This window comes from Streptomyces sp. NPDC033270, from assembly GCF_055576575.1.
Genome location: NZ_JBVIRA010000026.1, coordinates 6533 through 23522, shown reverse-complemented (window position 1 = coordinate 23522; position 16990 = coordinate 6533). Strand labels below are relative to the sequence as shown.

Annotated in this window: 17 protein-coding genes; 9 read left to right on the top strand and 8 right to left on the bottom strand. The window is 72.8% G+C overall.

The window, feature by feature from the left end; genetic code table 11:
- Positions 1-219 precede the first annotated feature (219 nt).
- The 5 genes from ACZ5XZ_RS30205 to ACZ5XZ_RS30185 all read left to right on the top strand — a co-directional run bounded on the left by ACZ5XZ_RS30205 (position 220) and on the right by ACZ5XZ_RS30185 (position 5248).
- On the top strand, positions 220-747 hold the full coding sequence (locus ACZ5XZ_RS30205) for a (2Fe-2S)-binding protein (RefSeq protein WP_468983608.1): 528 nt from the start codon (positions 220-222) through the stop codon (positions 745-747).
- A gap of 10 nt (positions 748-757) precedes the next feature.
- Complete coding sequence (locus tag ACZ5XZ_RS30200) at positions 758-1753, top strand: FAD binding domain-containing protein (RefSeq protein WP_468983607.1); 996 nt, start codon at positions 758-760, stop codon at positions 1751-1753.
- Positions 1750-3993, top strand: coding sequence for a xanthine dehydrogenase family protein molybdopterin-binding subunit (locus tag ACZ5XZ_RS30195; protein ID WP_468983605.1), 2244 nt, complete (start codon positions 1750-1752; stop codon positions 3991-3993). The genes ACZ5XZ_RS30200 and ACZ5XZ_RS30195 overlap by 4 nt, the downstream gene beginning before the upstream one ends.
- Before the next feature lie 143 nt (positions 3994-4136).
- Entirely contained in the window at positions 4137-4670 is a 534-nt protein-coding gene (locus ACZ5XZ_RS30190) for a hypothetical protein (protein ID WP_468983603.1), read from the top strand.
- A 32-nt stretch (positions 4671-4702) separates the two neighbouring features.
- Entirely contained in the window at positions 4703-5248 is a 546-nt protein-coding gene (locus ACZ5XZ_RS30185) for a hypothetical protein (protein ID WP_468983600.1), read from the top strand.
- A gap of 81 nt (positions 5249-5329) precedes the next feature.
- On the opposite strand, the gene ACZ5XZ_RS30180 is transcribed toward ACZ5XZ_RS30185, so the two are convergent.
- Genes ACZ5XZ_RS30180 through ACZ5XZ_RS30165 form a run of 4 tightly spaced genes read right to left on the bottom strand, consistent with a single transcriptional unit; the run spans position 5330 to position 10194 of the window.
- Positions 5330-6529 carry an XdhC family protein gene (locus tag ACZ5XZ_RS30180; protein WP_468983598.1) on the bottom strand — a complete coding sequence of 400 codons (1200 nt, stop codon included), beginning with the start codon at positions 6527-6529 and terminating at the stop codon, positions 5330-5332.
- Positions 6522-8657 carry a xanthine dehydrogenase family protein molybdopterin-binding subunit gene (locus tag ACZ5XZ_RS30175; protein ID WP_468983596.1) on the bottom strand — a complete coding sequence of 712 codons (2136 nt, stop codon included), beginning with the start codon at positions 8655-8657 and terminating at the stop codon, positions 6522-6524. Before ACZ5XZ_RS30175 ends, ACZ5XZ_RS30180 begins: the two co-directional genes overlap by 8 nt.
- A complete protein-coding gene (locus ACZ5XZ_RS30170) occupies positions 8654-9646 on the bottom strand; it encodes an FAD binding domain-containing protein (protein ID WP_468983594.1) in 993 nt (330 codons plus the stop codon). The genes ACZ5XZ_RS30175 and ACZ5XZ_RS30170 overlap by 4 nt, the downstream gene beginning before the upstream one ends.
- Positions 9643-10194, bottom strand: coding sequence for a (2Fe-2S)-binding protein (locus ACZ5XZ_RS30165; RefSeq protein WP_468983591.1), 552 nt, complete (start codon positions 10192-10194; stop codon positions 9643-9645). The genes ACZ5XZ_RS30170 and ACZ5XZ_RS30165 overlap by 4 nt, the downstream gene beginning before the upstream one ends.
- Positions 10195-10465: 271 nt before the next feature.
- Between ACZ5XZ_RS30165 and ACZ5XZ_RS30160 the strand changes: the two genes are divergently transcribed.
- Positions 10466-11071: a TetR/AcrR family transcriptional regulator gene (locus ACZ5XZ_RS30160; protein WP_468983589.1), complete on the top strand. Its 606-nt coding sequence runs from the start codon at positions 10466-10468 to the stop codon at positions 11069-11071.
- A 78-nt stretch (positions 11072-11149) separates the two neighbouring features.
- Here ACZ5XZ_RS30160 and ACZ5XZ_RS30155 read toward each other — a convergent pair whose 3' ends face one another.
- The 3 genes from ACZ5XZ_RS30155 to ACZ5XZ_RS30145 all read right to left on the bottom strand — a co-directional run bounded on the left by ACZ5XZ_RS30155 (position 11150) and on the right by ACZ5XZ_RS30145 (position 13695).
- The gene (locus ACZ5XZ_RS30155) at positions 11150-11656 is read right to left on the bottom strand and encodes a DinB family protein (RefSeq protein WP_468983587.1); all 507 of its coding nucleotides are present in this window, start codon (positions 11654-11656) and stop codon (positions 11150-11152) included.
- 13 nt (positions 11657-11669) lie between these two features.
- Entirely contained in the window at positions 11670-12848 is a 1179-nt protein-coding gene (locus tag ACZ5XZ_RS30150) for a hypothetical protein (RefSeq protein WP_468983584.1), read from the bottom strand.
- A 220-nt stretch (positions 12849-13068) separates the two neighbouring features.
- Positions 13069-13695 (bottom strand): TetR/AcrR family transcriptional regulator, encoded by a 627-nt coding sequence (locus ACZ5XZ_RS30145; protein ID WP_468983583.1) that lies wholly within the window; start codon positions 13693-13695, stop codon positions 13069-13071.
- Positions 13696-13793: 98 nt separating this feature from the next.
- Here ACZ5XZ_RS30145 and ACZ5XZ_RS30140 point away from each other — a divergent pair, with 98 nt between their 5' ends.
- A complete protein-coding gene (locus ACZ5XZ_RS30140) occupies positions 13794-14501 on the top strand; it encodes a hypothetical protein (protein ID WP_468983581.1) in 708 nt (235 codons plus the stop codon).
- A gap of 5 nt (positions 14502-14506) precedes the next feature.
- On the opposite strand, the gene ACZ5XZ_RS30135 is transcribed toward ACZ5XZ_RS30140, so the two are convergent.
- The gene (locus tag ACZ5XZ_RS30135; protein ID WP_468983579.1) at positions 14507-15442 is read right to left on the bottom strand and encodes an alpha/beta fold hydrolase; all 936 of its coding nucleotides are present in this window, start codon (positions 15440-15442) and stop codon (positions 14507-14509) included.
- Between the two features lie 81 nt (positions 15443-15523).
- Here ACZ5XZ_RS30135 and ACZ5XZ_RS30130 point away from each other — a divergent pair, with 81 nt between their 5' ends.
- A complete protein-coding gene (locus tag ACZ5XZ_RS30130) occupies positions 15524-16225 on the top strand; it encodes a TetR/AcrR family transcriptional regulator (RefSeq protein ID WP_468983577.1) in 702 nt (233 codons plus the stop codon).
- A gap of 127 nt (positions 16226-16352) precedes the next feature.
- On the top strand, positions 16353-16868 hold the full coding sequence (locus ACZ5XZ_RS30125; RefSeq protein WP_468983576.1) for a helix-turn-helix transcriptional regulator: 516 nt from the start codon (positions 16353-16355) through the stop codon (positions 16866-16868).
- The last annotated feature ends 122 nt before the right edge of the window (positions 16869-16990 follow it).

Here is a 16990-nt window from a genome sequence, read left to right as displayed (position 1 = left end):
GGGGCCCGGGAGGGGGCGACGGCTTGCGGGCATCATGCGTCGCTTCCCGGCTCGGACAGGCACGCGCCGGACACTCGCGGCTGCCCTTGCTTCGATTCTGCCTCTCCCCCACCGCGCCGGCTTTTGGTGACGGTGGTCGCCCCCCCGACCACGGGCGTCAGGTCGCGACCCCGAATCGGATGAAACAGGATGAAAGATCCAGCCAGAGGAGGTCTGCCCGTGTCCGCTCCCCACCGCCCGTCCCGGGCCCCCGCGGCCGCCGTACTCCCGGAACGCGGCCCCGACCCAGTCAAGATCACCCTGAACGTCAACGGCGAGGACCGGACCTGCGAGGTCGAACCCAGGGTCAGTCTCCTGGACGCACTGCGTGAGCGGCTGGCCCTGACGGGTGCGAAAAAGGGCTGTGACCAGGGCACCTGTGGCGCCTGCACGGTGTGGGTCGACGGGCGCCGGGTGCTGTCCTGCCTCACGCTGGCGATCGCCTGCGAGGGCCGCGCGGTGTCGACCGTCGAAGGCCTGGCCGAGGGCGACGAGCTGCACGCCATGCAGCGCGCCTTCATCGAGCAGGACGCCTTCCAGTGCGGTTACTGCACGCCCGGCCAGATCATGTCGGCGATCGCGCTGCTCAAGGAGGGCCACGCCTCGGACGACGCCGAGATCCGCGAGTGGATGAGCGGCAACATCTGCCGCTGCGCCGCCTATCCGCACATCCGGGCCGCCATCTGCGCGGTCCGCGACCAGACCTGAGGAGACCTCCGTGCGGCCCATCAGCTACTCCCGCGCCACCGCCGTCGCCGACGCGGTGGCCGCCGTCGCCGCGGACCCCACCAGCGACTTCCTGGCCGGCGGCACCACCGAGGTCGACCTGCTGCGGCAGAACGTGCTGCTGCCGCGCCGGCTCGTGGACATCAACGATCTGCCGCTCACCCAGATCGAGGACCGACCGGACGGCGGCCTGTACATCGGCGCGCTGGCCCGTATGAGCGAGGTGGCCGCGGCGCCCGCCGTACGGGAGCGCTACCCGATGGTGGCGCAGGCGCTGGAACTTGGTGCCTCCGCGCAGCTGCGCCATATGGCCAGCATGGGCGGCAACATGATGCAGCGCGTGCGCTGCGGCTACTTCCGCGACGCGACGTCCCCCTGCAACAAGCGCGATCCGGGCAGTGGCTGCAGCGCCCTCGACGGCTTCAACCGCGGGCACGCGGTGCTCGGCGTCAGCGACCACTGCATCGCCACCCACCCGTCGGACGTCGCCGTGCCGCTGGTGGCTCTGGACGCCCGCATCCATACGGAGGGCCCGCGCGGCCGGCGGGTCTACCCGATCGACGACTTCTTCCTGCTGCCCGGCGACACCCCGCACCTGGAACACCCGCTGGAGCACGGCGAACTGGTGGTGGGCATCGAGGTTCCCGGTCTGCCCGCGGCGCGCACCTCCCTGTACACGAAGGTCCGCGACCGCGAGTCGTACGAGTTCGCCCTGGCCTCCGTCGCCGCCACGGTGACCGTGGACGACGGCGTGCTCGGCGAGGTGCGGCTGGCGCTGGGCGGCGTGGCCACCAAGCCCTGGCGCGCCCGTCGCGCGGAGGAGATGCTGCGCGGCGCCCCCGCCCGCACCGAGGTCTTCGCACGGGCCGCCCGCGAGGAGCTCGCCGCCGCCCGCACCGTGCCGCTCAACGCCTTCAAGGCCGAGCTGGCCCAGCGGACCGTCGTCCGCGTCCTGGAGCACCTCACCCGAGCGGAGAGCCCGTCATGAGCACACCGACCCTCGCGATCGGACAGCCCACCGACCGCGTCGACGGCCGCCACAAGGTCACCGGCGGCGCGCGCTACTCCGGAGACGTGCTGCTGGCCGGCATGGCGTACGCCGTCCTGGTCGGCGCGCGCGTACCGAGCGGCCGGATCACCGCGATCGACACCTCCGAGGCGCTGCAGGCCGAAGGGGTGCTCAGCATCCTCACCCACGAGAACCTGCCCAAGGCCGCCGGACAGCCCCCGCTGATCCCCTCGCTCGCCGGGATGCCCGCTCCGGGACAGACCTTCTTCCCGCTCCAGGACGAGGTGGTGCACTACACGGGGCAACCCGTGGCCGTCGTCGTCGCCGACACCCTCGAACGGGCCCAGCACGCGGGCGCGCTGATCCGCTTCTCCTACGAGGAGACGCCGTCGGTCACCACCCTGGACCAGGGGCGCGACGAGGCGTACGAGCCCGAGGCGATCTTCGCCGGCTTCATCCCGGGCCGCAGCGGGCGCGGCGACGTGGAGAGCGGGCTTGCGCGGGCCGAGGTGCGCATCGACGCCACGTACACCTACGCCGCGAACAACCACAACCCCATCGAGCCCTCGGCCACCACCGCGGCCTGGGACGGCGACCAGCTCACCCTCTACGACGCCACCCAGGGGGTGACGGCCACCCAGCTCACGGTCGCGGCGCTGCTCGGTCTGACCCCCTCGAAGGTGCGCGTCGTCTCGCACTACGTCGGCGGCAGCTTCGGCTGCAAGGCGATGATCTGGGCGCACCCGGCGCTGGCCGCGTTCGCCGCCCGCCAGGTCGGACGCCCCGTCAGACTCACCCTCAACCGGGAGCAGATGTTCACGTCGGTCGGCCACCGGGAGGAACAGGAGCAGCGCATCACGCTGGGCGCGGACAAGGAGGGCCGGCTCACCGCGCTGCGCCATCACAAGCTCTCGCCCACCTCGCACTTCGACGACTGGGCGGAGCCCTCCCTCGGCGTCGCCTCCCAGATCTACGCCTGCCCGAACTACGAGGGCGTCTACCGGCTGATCCGCGCCAACACCATGACGCCGACCTTCATGCGGGCCCCCGGTGAGGCCTCCGGCATGTTCGCGCTGGAGAGCACGATGGACGACCTCGCCCACCGGTTGGGCATCGATCCGGTGGAGCTGCGCCTGCGCAACTACAGCGACACCGACCCCACCACCGGCAACCCCTGGTCCAGCTGCGGGCTCAAGGAGTGCTACGCCCGCGGGGCCGAGCGCTTCGGCTGGCACCGGCGCAACCCCGAACCCCGGTCCCACCGCGACGGCAAGTGGCTCATCGGCTACGGCATGGCGACCGCCGGATACCCCGTCTACGGTCCGAACAACCCGCAGCGCGCCCGGGCCCGCCTGTACTCCGACGGCACCGCCGTGGTGCAGGCCGCGACGCCCGACTTCGGCACGGGTGTCGCCACCGTGATGACGCAGGTGGCCGCCGACGCCCTCGGCCTGCCCGTCGAGCGGTGCCGCTTCGAGGGCGGTGACACCACCCTGCCCACCATCGCCGCCGCCGTCGGCTCCTCGGGCGCGGGCATGATCAGCGCGGCCGTCCACACCGCGGCGACCCGCCTGCGCGACCAGCTCGTCGCGCTGGCCGTCGCGGACACCCAGTCGCCCCTGCACGGTGCGGACCCCGGCGCCGTCGTCGTACGGGACGGCCGGATGATGCCGCATGCGGATGCCGGGACCGGCGAGAGCTACGCCGATCTGCTGCACCGCAACTTCCTCCCTGACGTCGAGGCGGGCGGCTCCTGGTCCCCGTCGGCCGAGAGCACCCGCTACGGGATGATGACTTTCGGTGCCCAGTTCGCCGAGGTCGCCGTGGACCCCGGCCTCGGGGTCGCCCGGGTCCGCCGGATGGTCGGCGCCTTCGCGCCCGGCCGGGTCCTCAATCCCAAGACGGCCCGCAGCCAGCTCATGGGCGGGATGCTCTGGGGACTGGGCCAGGCGCTCCTGGAAGCCAACTACATGGATCCGCGCCGCGGCCGCTGGGTCGCCTCCAGCCTGGGCGACTACCTCGTTCCGGTCCATGCCGACGCGCCGTCGGTGGAGGTCGAACTCGTCGAGGTGGCGGACGAGATCGTCAACCCGCTCGGTGTCAAGGGCGTCGGAGAGGTCGGTCAGGTGGGCGCCGCCGCGGCCATCGCCAACGCCGTCCACCACGCCACCGGACGCCGTATCCGCAAGCTGCCCCTCACCCTCGAAGACCTGCTGTGAGGTACGGCCGGGCGCTGGCGAGGGCCGGCCCGTAGTGCGGCGCCCGTAATCCGCCGGGCGGAGCCGGTCCTCGCCCGCACGGCGGAGCGCGATGGTTCCTCGGCAGGAAGTGGGCGGAACCGGCGCCGGACAGCATGGGGTTCATGACCCTGGAGATGTGCGGTGGCCTGTTCCGCCGCAAGCTGCTCGGACCCGCCCGGCCGGTGCCCGCGGGACCCTTCGTCCGGCTGGCCGCATGCGTGGCGGTGGCGGAGATGCTGGTGTACTCGGCGCAGAAGGTGTACATGGCGGTGCGCGGTGAGATCGGCATGCCCGGTCATCCCGCCCCCGCAGCCGTACAGGCGCAGTTCGCCCACGCCGGGCTCGCCCAGGCGGGCAACGCCGCGCTCGGTGCGCTCGCGGCGCTGGTAGCACTGGCGTCCGTCACGCGGTGGGGGGCCCGGATCCCGCGCTGGGCACTGTGCTGCGCACTGGCGCTCTCGCTGGTGATGCTGTCGCTGGGGGCGGTGGCGACCCTCGGGCGTACGGACTTCGCGTGGGGCCACCTCGGCTGGGGCGAGGCCTTGGAATTCGTGCGGGAAGGCGCCCAGTTCGGGGCGTGGCTCGTGGTGGCGATGTCGTACGGGCTGCGTACCCGCCCGCCCCGGGACCGGCTGGCAGCCGGGGCGGGGCGTTGAACGGCGGCCGGGGGCGGGGGACGGCGGCCGGCGTGGCCTTCGGCTGTGCGTTCGCCTACGGTGCGATGAAGCTGGACTGGGCACTGGGCGGCACGTTCCTGATGCGGCAGACTCCGCTGCCCCGTGCCGCCCGGGACGACCTGCTGAACCGCACGGCGGACGCGGTCCTCGGGCACTGGATGTCCGTGGCGCCGGCGGTGGCCGGCATGGCGGCGGCGCTCCATCTGTCCGGCCGCTTCCGGCCGCACGGGAGGATCCGCCGCGGGGCGCTGCTCGCCGGTTCCTGGGCGGGGTGCCTGTTCATGGTGTCGCGCGCGATCGGACTGCTGGGCTACGGGTTCCTCCCCGACCTGGGGCTGCTGACCGGCGCGGTTTCCGTCCCCGCGTCCGCCGCGGATCTCGCGCGCTACGAGGCCGGTTGGGATCTGCTGCTGTGGTCGCCGTACTGGCTGGTCTTCGGCCTCTGCTGGGGTCTCGCGGCCCGGCGCTACCGGCGCGAGCGGCCCGGCCGGGGCTCCGGGCCACGGGTGAATGCCTCGGCGCCGGTCCCCGGGTCGGCGTCCGGCGACCGTCCGTGACCCGGACCTCGGCGATCGTCCGTGACCCGGACCTCGACGACCCTCCGTGTTCCCGGCCGCGTCATGCAGCATCAGGCCGCGTCAGGCCGCCGCATGCCTCCCGGCCGCACCGGCTCCCCGGCCGTCCGCGCCGGCGGCAACGCCCAGCCCGTCCGCGCCGTCGTCCGGGTCATGGTGGATCGGAGTCGCCGAGCCGGTCAGCGGAACGCCCGTGCCGCCCCGCCGGGCCGCGACGATCTCCGCCGCGATGGACAGCGCGGTCTCCTCGGGCGTACGGGCTCCGAGGTCCAGGCCTATCGGGGACCGCAGCCGGGCCAACTCCCGCTCGGTGACACCGGCTTCGCGAAGCCGGCGATCGCGGTCCTCATGGGTGCGGCGGGAGCCCATCGCGCCGACGAACGCGACCGGCAGCCGCAGCGCCGCCGTCAGCAGGGGAACGTCGAACTTGGCGTCGTGGGTGAGCACGCACAAGACCGTACGGGCATCGGTCGCGGTGCGCTGGAGGTAGCGGTGCGGCCAGTCGACGACGAGGTCGTCGGCCTCGGGGAAGCGGGCGCGGGTGGCGAAGACCGGTCGGGCGTCGCACACGGTCACGTGATAGCCGAGGAACTTGCCCGTACGCACCAGCGCCGCGGCGACGTCGACGGCACCGAAGACGATCATGCGGGGCGGCGGCACGCTCGACTCGACGAACAGCGACAGGCCGGCCGGATCGCAGCGCGAGCCGCTCTCCGAGAGGGCGACCGTGCCGGTGCGGCCCGCGTCGAGCAGGGCACGGGCCTCGCCGGCCGCCGCCCGGTCGAGATCCGGACTGCCGCCCAGACTGCCCTCGAACGATCCGTCGGGGCGCACCAGCAGCGCCCGGCCCAGGAGCCGATCCGGCCCCTGGGCCACACGGGCCAGCGCCGCGGTCTCCCCGCGGGCGGCGGCCGACAGCGCCGCTGCACCCACCTTCCTGACCGGCGCGCCGGCGCCCATCGGCGTGACCAGGACCTCGACGACCCCGCCGCAGGTCAGTCCCACCGCGAAGGCGTCCTCGTCGCTGTAGCCGAACCGCTCGCGCACGGTCGCGCCGTCCTTGAGCGCCTGAACGCACAGGTCGTACACCGCCGCCTCGACGCAGCCGCCGGAGACCGACCCGATGGCCGTGCCCTCGGCGTCGACGGCGAGGGCGGCGCCGGGGCCGCGCGGTGCGCTGCCGCCCACCGCCACGACGGAGGCGACGGCGAAGGACCGTCCCTCCTCGGCCCAGCGGTTCAATTCCGCGGCGATATCAAGCATGTCGGGTCCCGGTCGGCGCACCCGCCAGCAGCACGCGGTCGGGGCGGATCGGCAGGTGTCGGTGGCGTACTCCGGTCGCGTGCCAGACCGCGTTGGCGATCGCCGCCGCGGCGCCCACGATGCCTATTTCGCCGATGCCCTTGATCCCGACCGGGTCCTCCGGATCGGGGTCGTCGACCCAGTCCGCCTCGATGCGCGGGACATCGGCGTTCGCGGCGACGTGATAGCCGGCGAGGTCGGCGCCCACATGGCCGCCCGACGCCGGGTCCCTGACGGCCTCCTCGTGCAGCGCCATCGAAATACCCCAGGTCATACCGCCGATGAACTGGCTGCGTGCGGTCAGCGGGTTGATGATCCGGCCCGCGGCGAAGATGCCGAGCATCCGCCGCACCCGGACCTCGCCGCTGGTGACGTCCACGGCGACCTCGGCGAACTGCGCTCCGAAGGAGTGCCGTTCCTTCTGCGTGAGCGTGCCGAGGGCCTCGGTAGTGTCGGACCGTGCCGTGATGCCCTGCTCCGGAATGTCGATGCCGAGGGCCAGTTGCTCCCGCAGTTCGCGCACCGCGGCCGTGACCGCCCAGCCCCAGGAGCGGGTGCCCATCGAGCCGCCCGCAAGCATCGCTGGGCCGAAGTCGCTGTCCGCAATGCGTACCTGGACGCGCTCCGGTGCCACCTTGAGGGCGTCCGCGGCGATCAGGGTCAGCGCGGTCCGCGCTCCGGTCCCGACGTCCGCCGCGGTGATCCGTACGGTGAAGGTGCCGTCGGCCTCCGCCGTCACGGCCGCCGTGGACGGGCCGACGAGCACGGGGAAGGTGGCCGCGGCGGTGCCGGTCCCGAGCAGCCAGCGCCCTTCACGGCGCAGTCCGGGACGCGGATCCCGGTCCACCCAGCCGAACCTGCGGGAACCTTCCTGGAAGCAGGACAGGAGATTGCGGCTGCTGAACGGGAGGCCGGAGACGGGCCCCACGTCCGGTTCGTTGCGGGCCCGCAGCGCGATCGGGTCCATGCCGCACTTCTCGGCGAGTTCGTCGAGCGCGGACTCCAGCGCGAACGAGCCCGGAGCCTCACCGGGCGCGCGCATAAAGGTCGGTGTCGGCACGTCGAGAGGCACGACGCGGTTGACGGTGTGGTGCGCGTCGGCGTCGTACAGCGGACGTCCGAACCCGGCGCTCGGCTCGACGAATTCATGGATGGTCGACGTCAGGCTCTGCCCCTGGTGGTCGAAGGCGCGCAGCCGTCCGTCGCTGTCGGCGCCGAGCCTGACGCGCTGCGCGGTGGGGCTGCGGTAGCCGACCAGCGAGAACATCTGACGGCGCGTCATGACGACTCTGACGGGGCGGTCCAGGACCGTCGCCGCCATCGCGGCGAGGATCTGGTGTACGCGTATGCCCTTGGCCCCGAAGGCCCCGCCGACGTGTTCGGACCGCACCCGGACCGAGGCCGGGTCGAGGGAGAACAGCTTCGCCAGCTCGTCCGCGACCCAGGTGCTGCCCTGGTTGGAGTCGAAGACTTCGAGACGGCCGCTGTCCCAGCGCGCGGTCGCCGCGTGCGGTTCCATCGGGCTGTGGTGCTCTTCGGGCGTGGTGTACTCCGCGTCCACGACGTGGGTGGACGCGGCGAGTTCGGCCTCCAGGTCGCCCTTCTCCGTTTGCATGCCCGCGGCGTCCGGCGTGTAGGTGCCGGGACGTCCGGCGAAGAACGCCACGTCGTGCGACTCCGCGTCGTAGTGGACGACCAGCGCCTCGGCCGCCTCCCGCGCCTGCTCGGACGTCTCGGCGACGACCAGCGCCACCGGCCAGCCCATGAACGGCACCCGGTCGTGCTGGAAGACCTCGACGATCGGGTCGGGCCGCCCCAGCATGCCCAGGTAGTCGCCGTCGACGCGCGGCGCGTTCCCGTGGTGCAGGACGGCCAGGACGCCGGGCATCGCGAGAACGGGGGCCGACTCGACCGAGCGGATGCGGCCGCGGGCGACGGTGGACAACACCAGCCAGCCGTGGGCGAGTTCGGCGAAGGGGATCTCTCCCGCGTAGCGGGCCGCGCCGGTGACCTTGTCGCGGCCCTCCACGCGGGAGTGCGCGGCGCCGACGGCTCCCCGCGCGGCCGTGGCCTGTGTCGTCGTGGTCATCGCGCGACCTCCTCGGCGAGCTCGGTCAGTTCGGCGACGACGAGGTTGCGCATCAGCGTCACCTTGTATCCGTTATGGGGAAGTGCTTCGGCGGCGGCCAGTTCGGCGTCCGCGGCGGCGGCGAACGCGGCGGCGTCCGCCGGCCCCCCGGTCAGCAGGCGCTCGGCCTCCCGGGCCCGCCACGGCCGGGACGCAACCGCCCCGAAGGCGAGGCGTACTTCGCGCACCGCACCGTCCCGGACGTCCAGGGCGGCGGCGACCGAGCCGATGGCGAACGCGTAGGACGCACGCTCGCGCACCTTGCGGTAGCGGGAGTGCGCGGCGACCGGGGCCGGCGGCAGAGTGACGCCGGTGATCAGCGCCCCGGCCGGCAGCGCCGTCTCCAGATGCGGGCTGTCCCCCACGGGAAGGTAGAACTCCGCGAGCGGCAACTCGCCCGGCCCGTCGGCCGTTTCGTAGGTGACGACGGCGTCGAAGGCGGCGAGCGCCACCCCCATGTCCGAGGGGTGAACGGCCACACACTGCGCGGAGGCGCCGAGGATCGCGTGGTTGCGGTGCTCGCCCGCGATGGCGGGGCAACCGCTTCCGGGGACCCGCTTGTTGCACGGTTTGGCCAGGTCGGCGTAGTAGCCGCAGCGGGTGCGCTGGAGGAGGTTCCCGCCGACCGTGGCCATGTTGCGCAGCTGACCGGAGGCGCCGGCCAGCACGGCTTGCGCCAACGCCGGGTAGCGGCGCCGCACTTCGGGATGGGCGGCGAGATCGCTGTTGGTGACGGTCGCGCCGATGTGCAGACCGCCGTCGGCCGTGGTCTCGATCCGGTCGAGGGGCAGTTCGCGCACGTCGACGAGGAGCGCGGGCCGCTCCACACCGGCCTTCATCAGGTCGACGAGATTGGTGCCGCCGCCGAGGTAGCGCGCGTCGGGGTCGGCGCCGAGGAGGGCGACCGCACCGGTCACGTCGAACACCCGCTGATAGCCGAACTCCCTCATGCCCCCGCCTCCATGTCCACGTCCGCCTCCGCCGCCCGCGCGACCGCCTGCACGATCGACACATACGCGCCGCAGCGGCACAGATTGCCGCTCATCCGCTCCCGGATCTCGTCTGCGGTCAGCGGCGGTGCCCCCGCTTCGGGCCGTATGTCCTCGGTGACGGCACTGGGCCAGCCGGCCGCGTGCTCCTCGATCACCGCCAGTGCCGAACAGATCTGCCCCGGCGTGCAGTAGCCGCACTGATAGCCGTCGAGGTCGAGGAACGCCTGCTGCACCGGATGGAGCCGCTCACCGTCCGCCACACCTTCGATGGTGGTGATCGCACGCCCCTCGGCGGCGACCGCGAGCTGCAGGCAGGAGACGGCCCGGCGCCCGTCGATCAGCACCGTACAAGCACCGCACTGGCCTTGGTCGCAGCCCTTCTTGGTCCCGGTCAGATCGAGACGCTCGCGCAGCGCGTCGAGCAGGGTGGTGCGGTGGTCGACGGGCAGCGTGTGCTTTCCGCCGTTGATGTTCAGGGTGATGGCGCTGGACGTCGACAGGGCCATGATCAGCCTTCTTTCGCGTAAATGAGGCGCGGCGGGCATCGGGGCGCGGGCGCTGGGGCCGGTCCGGCCGGCCGGGAAGTCGAGCTGCAAGTCGAGCTGCCCCCGTGAGCGGTTCAAAAGGTCGTGGCACGGCTCTGCGCATGGAGTTCTGCGCGGAGCGACATAAGCTATGGTGAACCTAGCGGACAGTTGTCCGGTTACCGATCGAATCTACCGGACACTTGTCCGGTTAACAAGAGTCGGCCGTCGGTGATTCCCGAAAGGGGGACGAGTGCAGCACGCAGAGGACACACCGGGGACGAGCACCCCGGCGAAAGAGGCACCGCTGCGCTCGGACGCACAACGCAATCGCGAGCGCATCCTGGAAGTCGCGCTGGAGGAGTTGACCCACTCCGCCGACGCCCCGCTGAGCGCGATCGCGAAGAAGGCGGGCGTCGGCCAGGGGACGTTCTACCGCAACTTCCCCAACCGCGAGTCTCTCGTCCTGGAGGTCTACCGCTACGAGGTCCAGCAGGTCTCGGACACCGCCTGCCAGCTCCTGGAGACCCGCGCCCCCGACCAGGCGCTGCGGGAGTGGATGGACCGCCTCGCCCAGTACGCCATGACCAAGGCCGGCCTGCGCGACGCCATGCGCAAGGCCACCGCGCACAGCACCCTGGCCGGCCTCGGGCACGGCCCGGTGACCACAGCCGTCGCCGCCCTGCTGAAGGCGAACGAGGAAGCCGGCACCATCCGCCCGGGACTGACCCCCGACGACTTCCTCCTGGCCATCGCCGGCCTCTGGCAGATCGACCCGCACGGCGACTGGCACTCCCGCGCGGACCGCCTGCTGGACCTCGTCATGGACGGCCTGCGCGCGGGCGCTCCCGGACGCTGAACCGGGGGCACCGACCCGGCATCCGCATCGCCGACACCGACTCCCGCCCGGACGTGGAGTACTGGCGGCGCACTCCCGTCACCTTCCGACGGAGCCGTCCGCCTGTTCACGGAGAATGTCGGCGTGGCCGGCGTGGCGGGCGGTCTCTTCGATCATGTGGATCAGCACCCAGCGCATCGATCTCCTCGCGTCGGCCTTGCCTGCCGCCCGAGCGGACGGGCGGCTCAAGTCGTGGCAACGCTCGATGATCTCGTTGGATTGCGCGATGGTGTCGCGATAGGCGGCCAGCAGGCTGTCCGCGGTGTCGTCCTCGGCGAGTGCCATGCCGAAGTCCGGATGCTCGACGTCGGCGCCTTCGAAGGCCCAGAGGAACCAGTAGCGCTCCGCCGCCGTCAGGTGCTTGACCAGCCCGAACAGGCTGGTGCCGGAAGGCACTCCGGCAGTGCGTCCCTGCTCCTCCGCAAGGCCTTGCGCCTTGGCGGCCATGGCCTCCCGGACGTAGTTCAGGAACGAGAGCAGGGTCGACTTCTCGTCGGAGTCGCTGTCCGGTGGGCCCACATCACGACGCGGCTGCGTGTCTGTCATCGACGCAGCCTAGCTAGGGCCTGTCCGATGGGTCACTGTCGAGGGAGGCCGTGGCGTCGGCGGCCTCCGCGCGACCCATGGCCATCCGCAGTGTCACGGCAGCGGCGACGCCCGCCACCAGGCCGCACGTCAGGGCGGCCGGGACGCCGCCACCGATACCGGCGGACAGCTGCGGCAGCTCCCAGCGCAGCCCCTCCGCCCCCTCCAGCACCATCCGCAGCAACTGGCTCGCCAGCAGCCCGAGGACGGTCGCACACACCGCGCCGGCCGCCATCGCCGGGACGGTGACCCGGGTGAGCAGTCCGGGCAACCGCCGCAGCACCCACCACACCACGGCGAGCAGCAGCACGTCGGCCGCGCGATACAGGAGCCAGCCGCCGAGCGGCGCGCCCGCGGGGCCGTCCCAGGCGCCGAGCAGCAGCCACTGGCGCAGGAGGTCGCCCGGTTCGGACAGCATCCCGATGGCCGGAGAGACCCCCTGGAGGGCGGCCGCGACCGGCTGGTACGAGAGGACCACCAGGGACAGGGCGATCACCACGGTCCCCGCGGTGGCGGCGAGGCGGGCCGGGCGCGCCGGGACGACCGCCGCCTCCCGCGGCAGCGGATCGGCCCCCTTGGCGGTGACCCGCGCGATGAGCACCGTCACCGCCGCCGCGACCAGGGCGGTGACCACCAGGATCTGCCGCCCGGAGGAGATCACGCTCGCCAGCTGGGGCAGAAGCCGGTAACTGCCGTGCCCTCCCGAGGCGATCAGCCACGGCGCGGAAAGGGTGACCGCCAGGGTCCCGGCCACCACGCCCCAGGCCCACACCATGAGCAGCGAGACCGGGATCCGGCCGCGCACCGGCGGCAGCCTGCGGACCAGGAGAAGCGCCCCGGGCACGAAGAAGGCGAAGACCGCGCCGAACCGGATCTGCAACGCGGTGGTGTACAGCGCGAGATAGCGGATGCTCTCGGCCTCGGCCGGGCCCCCGATCCCGCCGGACCCCTCGGTGCCGAGCCCGGCCGAGGACGGCGGGTCGTACGACCAGGGGGTGAGCCAGCGCTCGAGTTCGGCGGTGGCCGGGATGCCGAGCACATCGCCGGCGCCCCGCAGGTGGAGTGCCTGCGCGCTCGCCCCCGCCCACCACAGAAGCGCCGTCAGGAGTACCCCTCCGGCCAGTGCCGGTATCGCCGCACGCCGGTATGTCATCCGCTGCCCCCGTTTTGCTCACGTACCCCGTGATTCCCCTTCTCCGGTGGAGATTACGGGGCGTTGATCACATGTGGGTCACGGGCGTACGCCGGCTCGCGCCGGCGAGGGGACGCGGGATCGGGTGCTGGAGGCCGGCGGCCGGCACGGGAGTTGACGGTGTCGGCGGCAGCCGGCGGGCCGCGGCCGCACCATCGGCGCGATCGGGAGCATCGAGCCGTCATGCGCCTCTGAGGGTCTCGAATCCCGCGCACAGGAGCCCGACGCTTCGCCGGAACTTCTCGTCCTGGCCGAGGCGGGGCAACTGCTCCATGACGAGGGGGAAGCGGGCACGCAGGGCGGCGTAGGTCTCCGCGGTGACGGTCGGCGTCTGGGGCTCGGTCTGCTCCTGGAGTACGAATCCCGTGACGTGGCTGAGGAGGGTGTCGGCCGCGATGCCGCTGTGCTCGGCGGGGACGCCGGCGTCGAGCAGGGTCCGCAGGAGACGCTCCATCAGGGACAGGCCGCCCGGGCTCAGCGCGCTGGGGCTGTCGGCGAGCAGGAGCGCGCCGCCCGGGTGCCGCTTCAGGCTCCGGCGCAGCGCCGCGGTCTGCGCCTCGACCTCTTCCTGCCATGTCGCCTCGGGCGGGAGCGCGGCCAGGGCGGTGCTGCCGGCGTCGTACGCGTGCCGGCAGACGCGGTCGGCCATCAGGGCGAGCAGTTCGTCCTTGCCGCGCACGTGGTAGTAGAGGCTGCCCGCGTGGGCGCCGAGTCGCTCGGCCACTTGGCGCATGGACAGGCCGTGGTACCCGGTCTCGGCGAACGTGGCCATGCCGGCGTCGACGATCCGCTCCTTGGTGAGCTTCATGGATCCACCGTAGCAACTTTTTCGAACGCCGTTTGAAAAGTTGTGCTAGCGTCACGACCGACCGATTTCGAACACTGTTGGAAGAGGGTCCGGGGGACATGGGTGGACTGCTGTTCAGCGCGAGCACGGCCGCGTTGATGGTGATGATGATCAATAGTGGGCTCGGCGCGGTGGGCCGGGACTCGCTGCGCGGGCGGCCCGTCCCGTGGGTCGCGGTCGGGCTGACCGTGGTGGCGGTGGCCGGTGTCGTCCTCCAGCTGTGCTGGGCGGGGGCGATGGCCGCACTCGACAACGATCCGGCCAAGAGCGGCTGGTGGCGGGTGTTCACCTCGACCTTCCTGCAGAACGGCGGCGTCGGCGGTGCGGTCTGGAACATCGCCACCCTGGCCCTCGTGGCGGCGCTCGCGCAGTGGCTGTGGGGCGGCCGGCTGACGGCGCTGCTCTTCGTCGCCGGCATCCTCCTGCCGGAGCGGATCGACGCTTTGCTCGGCCTGGGCGGCGGCCCCAGCACCGACCCCCGCAACTTCGCGGGCAGTTCCGGCGCCACCTACTTCCTGGGGGCGACCCTGGCCGCCGCCCTCCTGACGCGCAGTCGGATCAGGAAGGAGCAGGCTCTCGCGCTCGGCGTCCCGGCACTCGGCCTGCTGATGTGGTGCGCCCAGGACAACGGCCACGGCCTCGTCGCCGTATACGGATTCGCGCTCGGCACCCTCGCCTGGGCGGCACTGCGCTGGACGCCGCGCACCGGGACGCCGCAGTCCGCTACGGAGACCCGGTCCCGCGGCGCCCGCCGAGCCGAGCGCTGAGCACTTCAGCCGGCGGCCGGCCGGGGCAGGGGGCGACCGGCGTCGGCCACCGCGCGGAGTTCGGCGGCGACGCCGGCCCAGGCGCATTCGGGGAGTTCATGGCCGACTCGGGGCAGGAGGACCAGGCGCGAGCCACGGATCCGGGAGGCGATCGCCCGTGCCGCGCTGGGCTTGATGAGGGGGTCGTCCGCCCCGTGGAGGACGAGCGTGGGCTGGGTGACGGCGCTGATCGGCGGGCCGTGCCATTGGGCGCCGATCTGACGGCTCTGCGCCTGCTGGTCGTACACGCCGCGGTCGGCGTTGCGCTCGGCGGCTTCCCGGGCGGCCGGCTCGTCGAAGGGCCGGTGGGGCGAGGCGAGGAGGCGGGAGACGGCGACGCCGGCCTCGACGGCCCCGTCGGGCGTATCGGGAAACCGCAGGCGGGCGAAGTTCGCCAGGGTCCGCAGCCTGATGTACCGCATGGTCCGCAGCCCCGAGGTGTCTCCGGGTACGGCCGCCATGGAGGTGAGGGTCCGGACGCGACCCGGGTGCCGCAGCGCCACGCGCTGCGCGATGGCCCCGCCGAGGGAGACGCCCATCAGGTGCGCCGATCGCCACCCCAGGGCGTCCAGGACGGCAGCGGTGTCATCCGCCATGTCCTCGGCCGTGTAGGCCTGCCCGCGCTTGGCGAAGAGCGCGGCGATGGGGTTGCCGGTGGGGGCGGGTGGCAGGTGGGTCGACTCCCCGCCGTCGCGCTGGTCGTACCGGGCCACGGCGAAGCCCTGCGCGGCCAGCATCCGGCACAGCCCGTCCGGGACCCATCGCCGGTTGGCGCCCAGCCCCGTGGCCAGCAGAAGCGGCTCACCGTCGGCCCCTTCGGTCAGCGAGTCGAAGGCCAGTCGCACCGCGCCGTTCTCCGCCCAGCGGACCGGGCTCCACAGGTGTTTCCGGGTGAGGGACACAAGAACCTCCATAACTGCGATCAACGTTCGCAGTTCTAGAGTACGGGGTGTGGCATCGAAACGGAGGAGGCGGGTGGACGCATGGCCCAGGAACAGGTGACGGTCTGGGCGCGGCCCGAACGCGGGACCCGCGGCCCCGCGGCCGTGCACAGCCGCGCGGAGCTGGCCGCCGTCGCCGTCGAACTGGCCGACCGGGGCGGCCTGTCGGCGGTGTCGATGCGTCAGGTGGCCAAAGAGCTGGGCACCGGACAGGCCTCCCTCTACCGCTACCTCTCCGGCCGTGAGGACCTGCTCGACCTGATGACGGACGCGGTGGCGCAGGAGATCGACCTCGACGTCCCGCTCCGCGGTGATCCGGTGGCGGACCTGGTCGCCCTGGCGGCCCGGACCAAGGTCGTCCATCTTCGGCACCCCTGGCTGCCGGACGTTCCGCCGGAACCCCTGCGGCTGGGGCCCAGGGGCCTGGACTACCTGGAATACGCCCTGCGGGCCATGGCGTCCGTCCGGCTGCCCGGCCCGGCCAAGCTGGAAGTCGTCGCCCTGATGAACGCCTTGGTCACCCAGTTCGCCCGGGCCGAACTCCAGGGCAGCCGCGGGAACACCGACCGCCAGGCAGCGCAGGCCGCCTACCTGGGCGAGGCGGCCGCCCAAGGAGACCGTCCACATGTCGCGGCCGCCATGGCCAATCGCACCGGAGCGGTCCCGGAGGAGGATCCGCAGGCACGGTTCGAGCGGACGATGCACCGGGTGCTCACCGGGCTCGTACTGCCCGAACCCTCCTGAGGGAGCGCTTCGGTCGCCGCGGGCCGCCGGCCGAAGCGCTCGGCCACCACCACCCGGCAGCGCACGCGGAACGCCCGCGCGGGTGCGCACTCCTCCGGACGGCCGGCCGTCACGGTACGGTCGCGCCATGCCTGACGCCCGGTTGACCACCTCCTCGTTCCTCGTGCTCGGCATCATCGACGAGCTGGGTGAGGCCAGTCCGTACGACGTCAAGGGCGAGGCCGCCCGCACGGTGGCGCCGTTCTGGTCGATGCCGCACGCGCAGGTCTACGCGCAGTGCGACCGCCTCGTGGAGGCGGGCCTGCTGTCGGAGGTCCGGCAGTCGGGTGGACGCAACCGGCGGCTGATGAAGCTGACCGCGGCGGGAAAGACGGCTCTGGAGGAGTGGCTCGCCGACCCGGCCTTCGTGCCGGTCGAGGCGCGCGAACGCGGCATCCTGAAACTGTGGTTCGGGGCCCGGCCGGAGGTGCTCGCCCCGGTGCAGCTGACCGAGCATCACCACACGCTCGCGAACTACGAGGAACTCGCGGATTCCGTGGGCGATGCGCTGACGCGGGGACAGCGCGAGGCGCTGGAGTTCGGGATCCGCTACGAGCGGATGATGGTCGATTTCTGGCAGTGGGTGGAGCGACGCGGCTCATGATGCCGCCGCGGAGATCGGCCGCACCGTGACGGGCCCGGGGGGGGGGGGGGGGGGGGGGGGGGGGGGGGGGGGGGGGGGGGGGGGGGGGGGGGGGGGGGCACCCTTTCCCTCGCCGAGGGGCA

Coding starts and splice junctions, on each gene's coding strand:
- ACZ5XZ_RS30195 (WP_468983605.1), top strand. CDS start 1,750: ATGAGCACACCGACCCTCGCGATCGGACAGCCCACCGACCGCGTCGAC.
- ACZ5XZ_RS30190 (WP_468983603.1), top strand. CDS start 4,137: ATGACCCTGGAGATGTGCGGTGGCCTGTTCCGCCGCAAGCTGCTCGGA.
- ACZ5XZ_RS30180 (WP_468983598.1), bottom strand. CDS start 6,529: ATGCTTGATATCGCCGCGGAATTGAACCGCTGGGCCGAGGAGGGACGG.
- ACZ5XZ_RS30175 (WP_468983596.1), bottom strand. CDS start 8,657: ATGACCACGACGACACAGGCCACGGCCGCGCGGGGAGCCGTCGGCGCC.
- ACZ5XZ_RS30170 (WP_468983594.1), bottom strand. CDS start 9,646: ATGAGGGAGTTCGGCTATCAGCGGGTGTTCGACGTGACCGGTGCGGTC.
- ACZ5XZ_RS30165 (WP_468983591.1), bottom strand. CDS start 10,194: ATGGCCCTGTCGACGTCCAGCGCCATCACCCTGAACATCAACGGCGGA.
- ACZ5XZ_RS30155 (WP_468983587.1), bottom strand. CDS start 11,656: ATGACAGACACGCAGCCGCGTCGTGATGTGGGCCCACCGGACAGCGAC.
- ACZ5XZ_RS30150 (WP_468983584.1), bottom strand. CDS start 12,848: ATGACATACCGGCGTGCGGCGATACCGGCACTGGCCGGAGGGGTACTC.
- ACZ5XZ_RS30145 (WP_468983583.1), bottom strand. CDS start 13,695: ATGAAGCTCACCAAGGAGCGGATCGTCGACGCCGGCATGGCCACGTTC.
- ACZ5XZ_RS30140 (WP_468983581.1), top strand. CDS start 13,794: ATGGGTGGACTGCTGTTCAGCGCGAGCACGGCCGCGTTGATGGTGATG.
- ACZ5XZ_RS30130 (WP_468983577.1), top strand. CDS start 15,524: ATGGCCCAGGAACAGGTGACGGTCTGGGCGCGGCCCGAACGCGGGACC.
- ACZ5XZ_RS30125 (WP_468983576.1), top strand. CDS start 16,353: ATGCCTGACGCCCGGTTGACCACCTCCTCGTTCCTCGTGCTCGGCATC.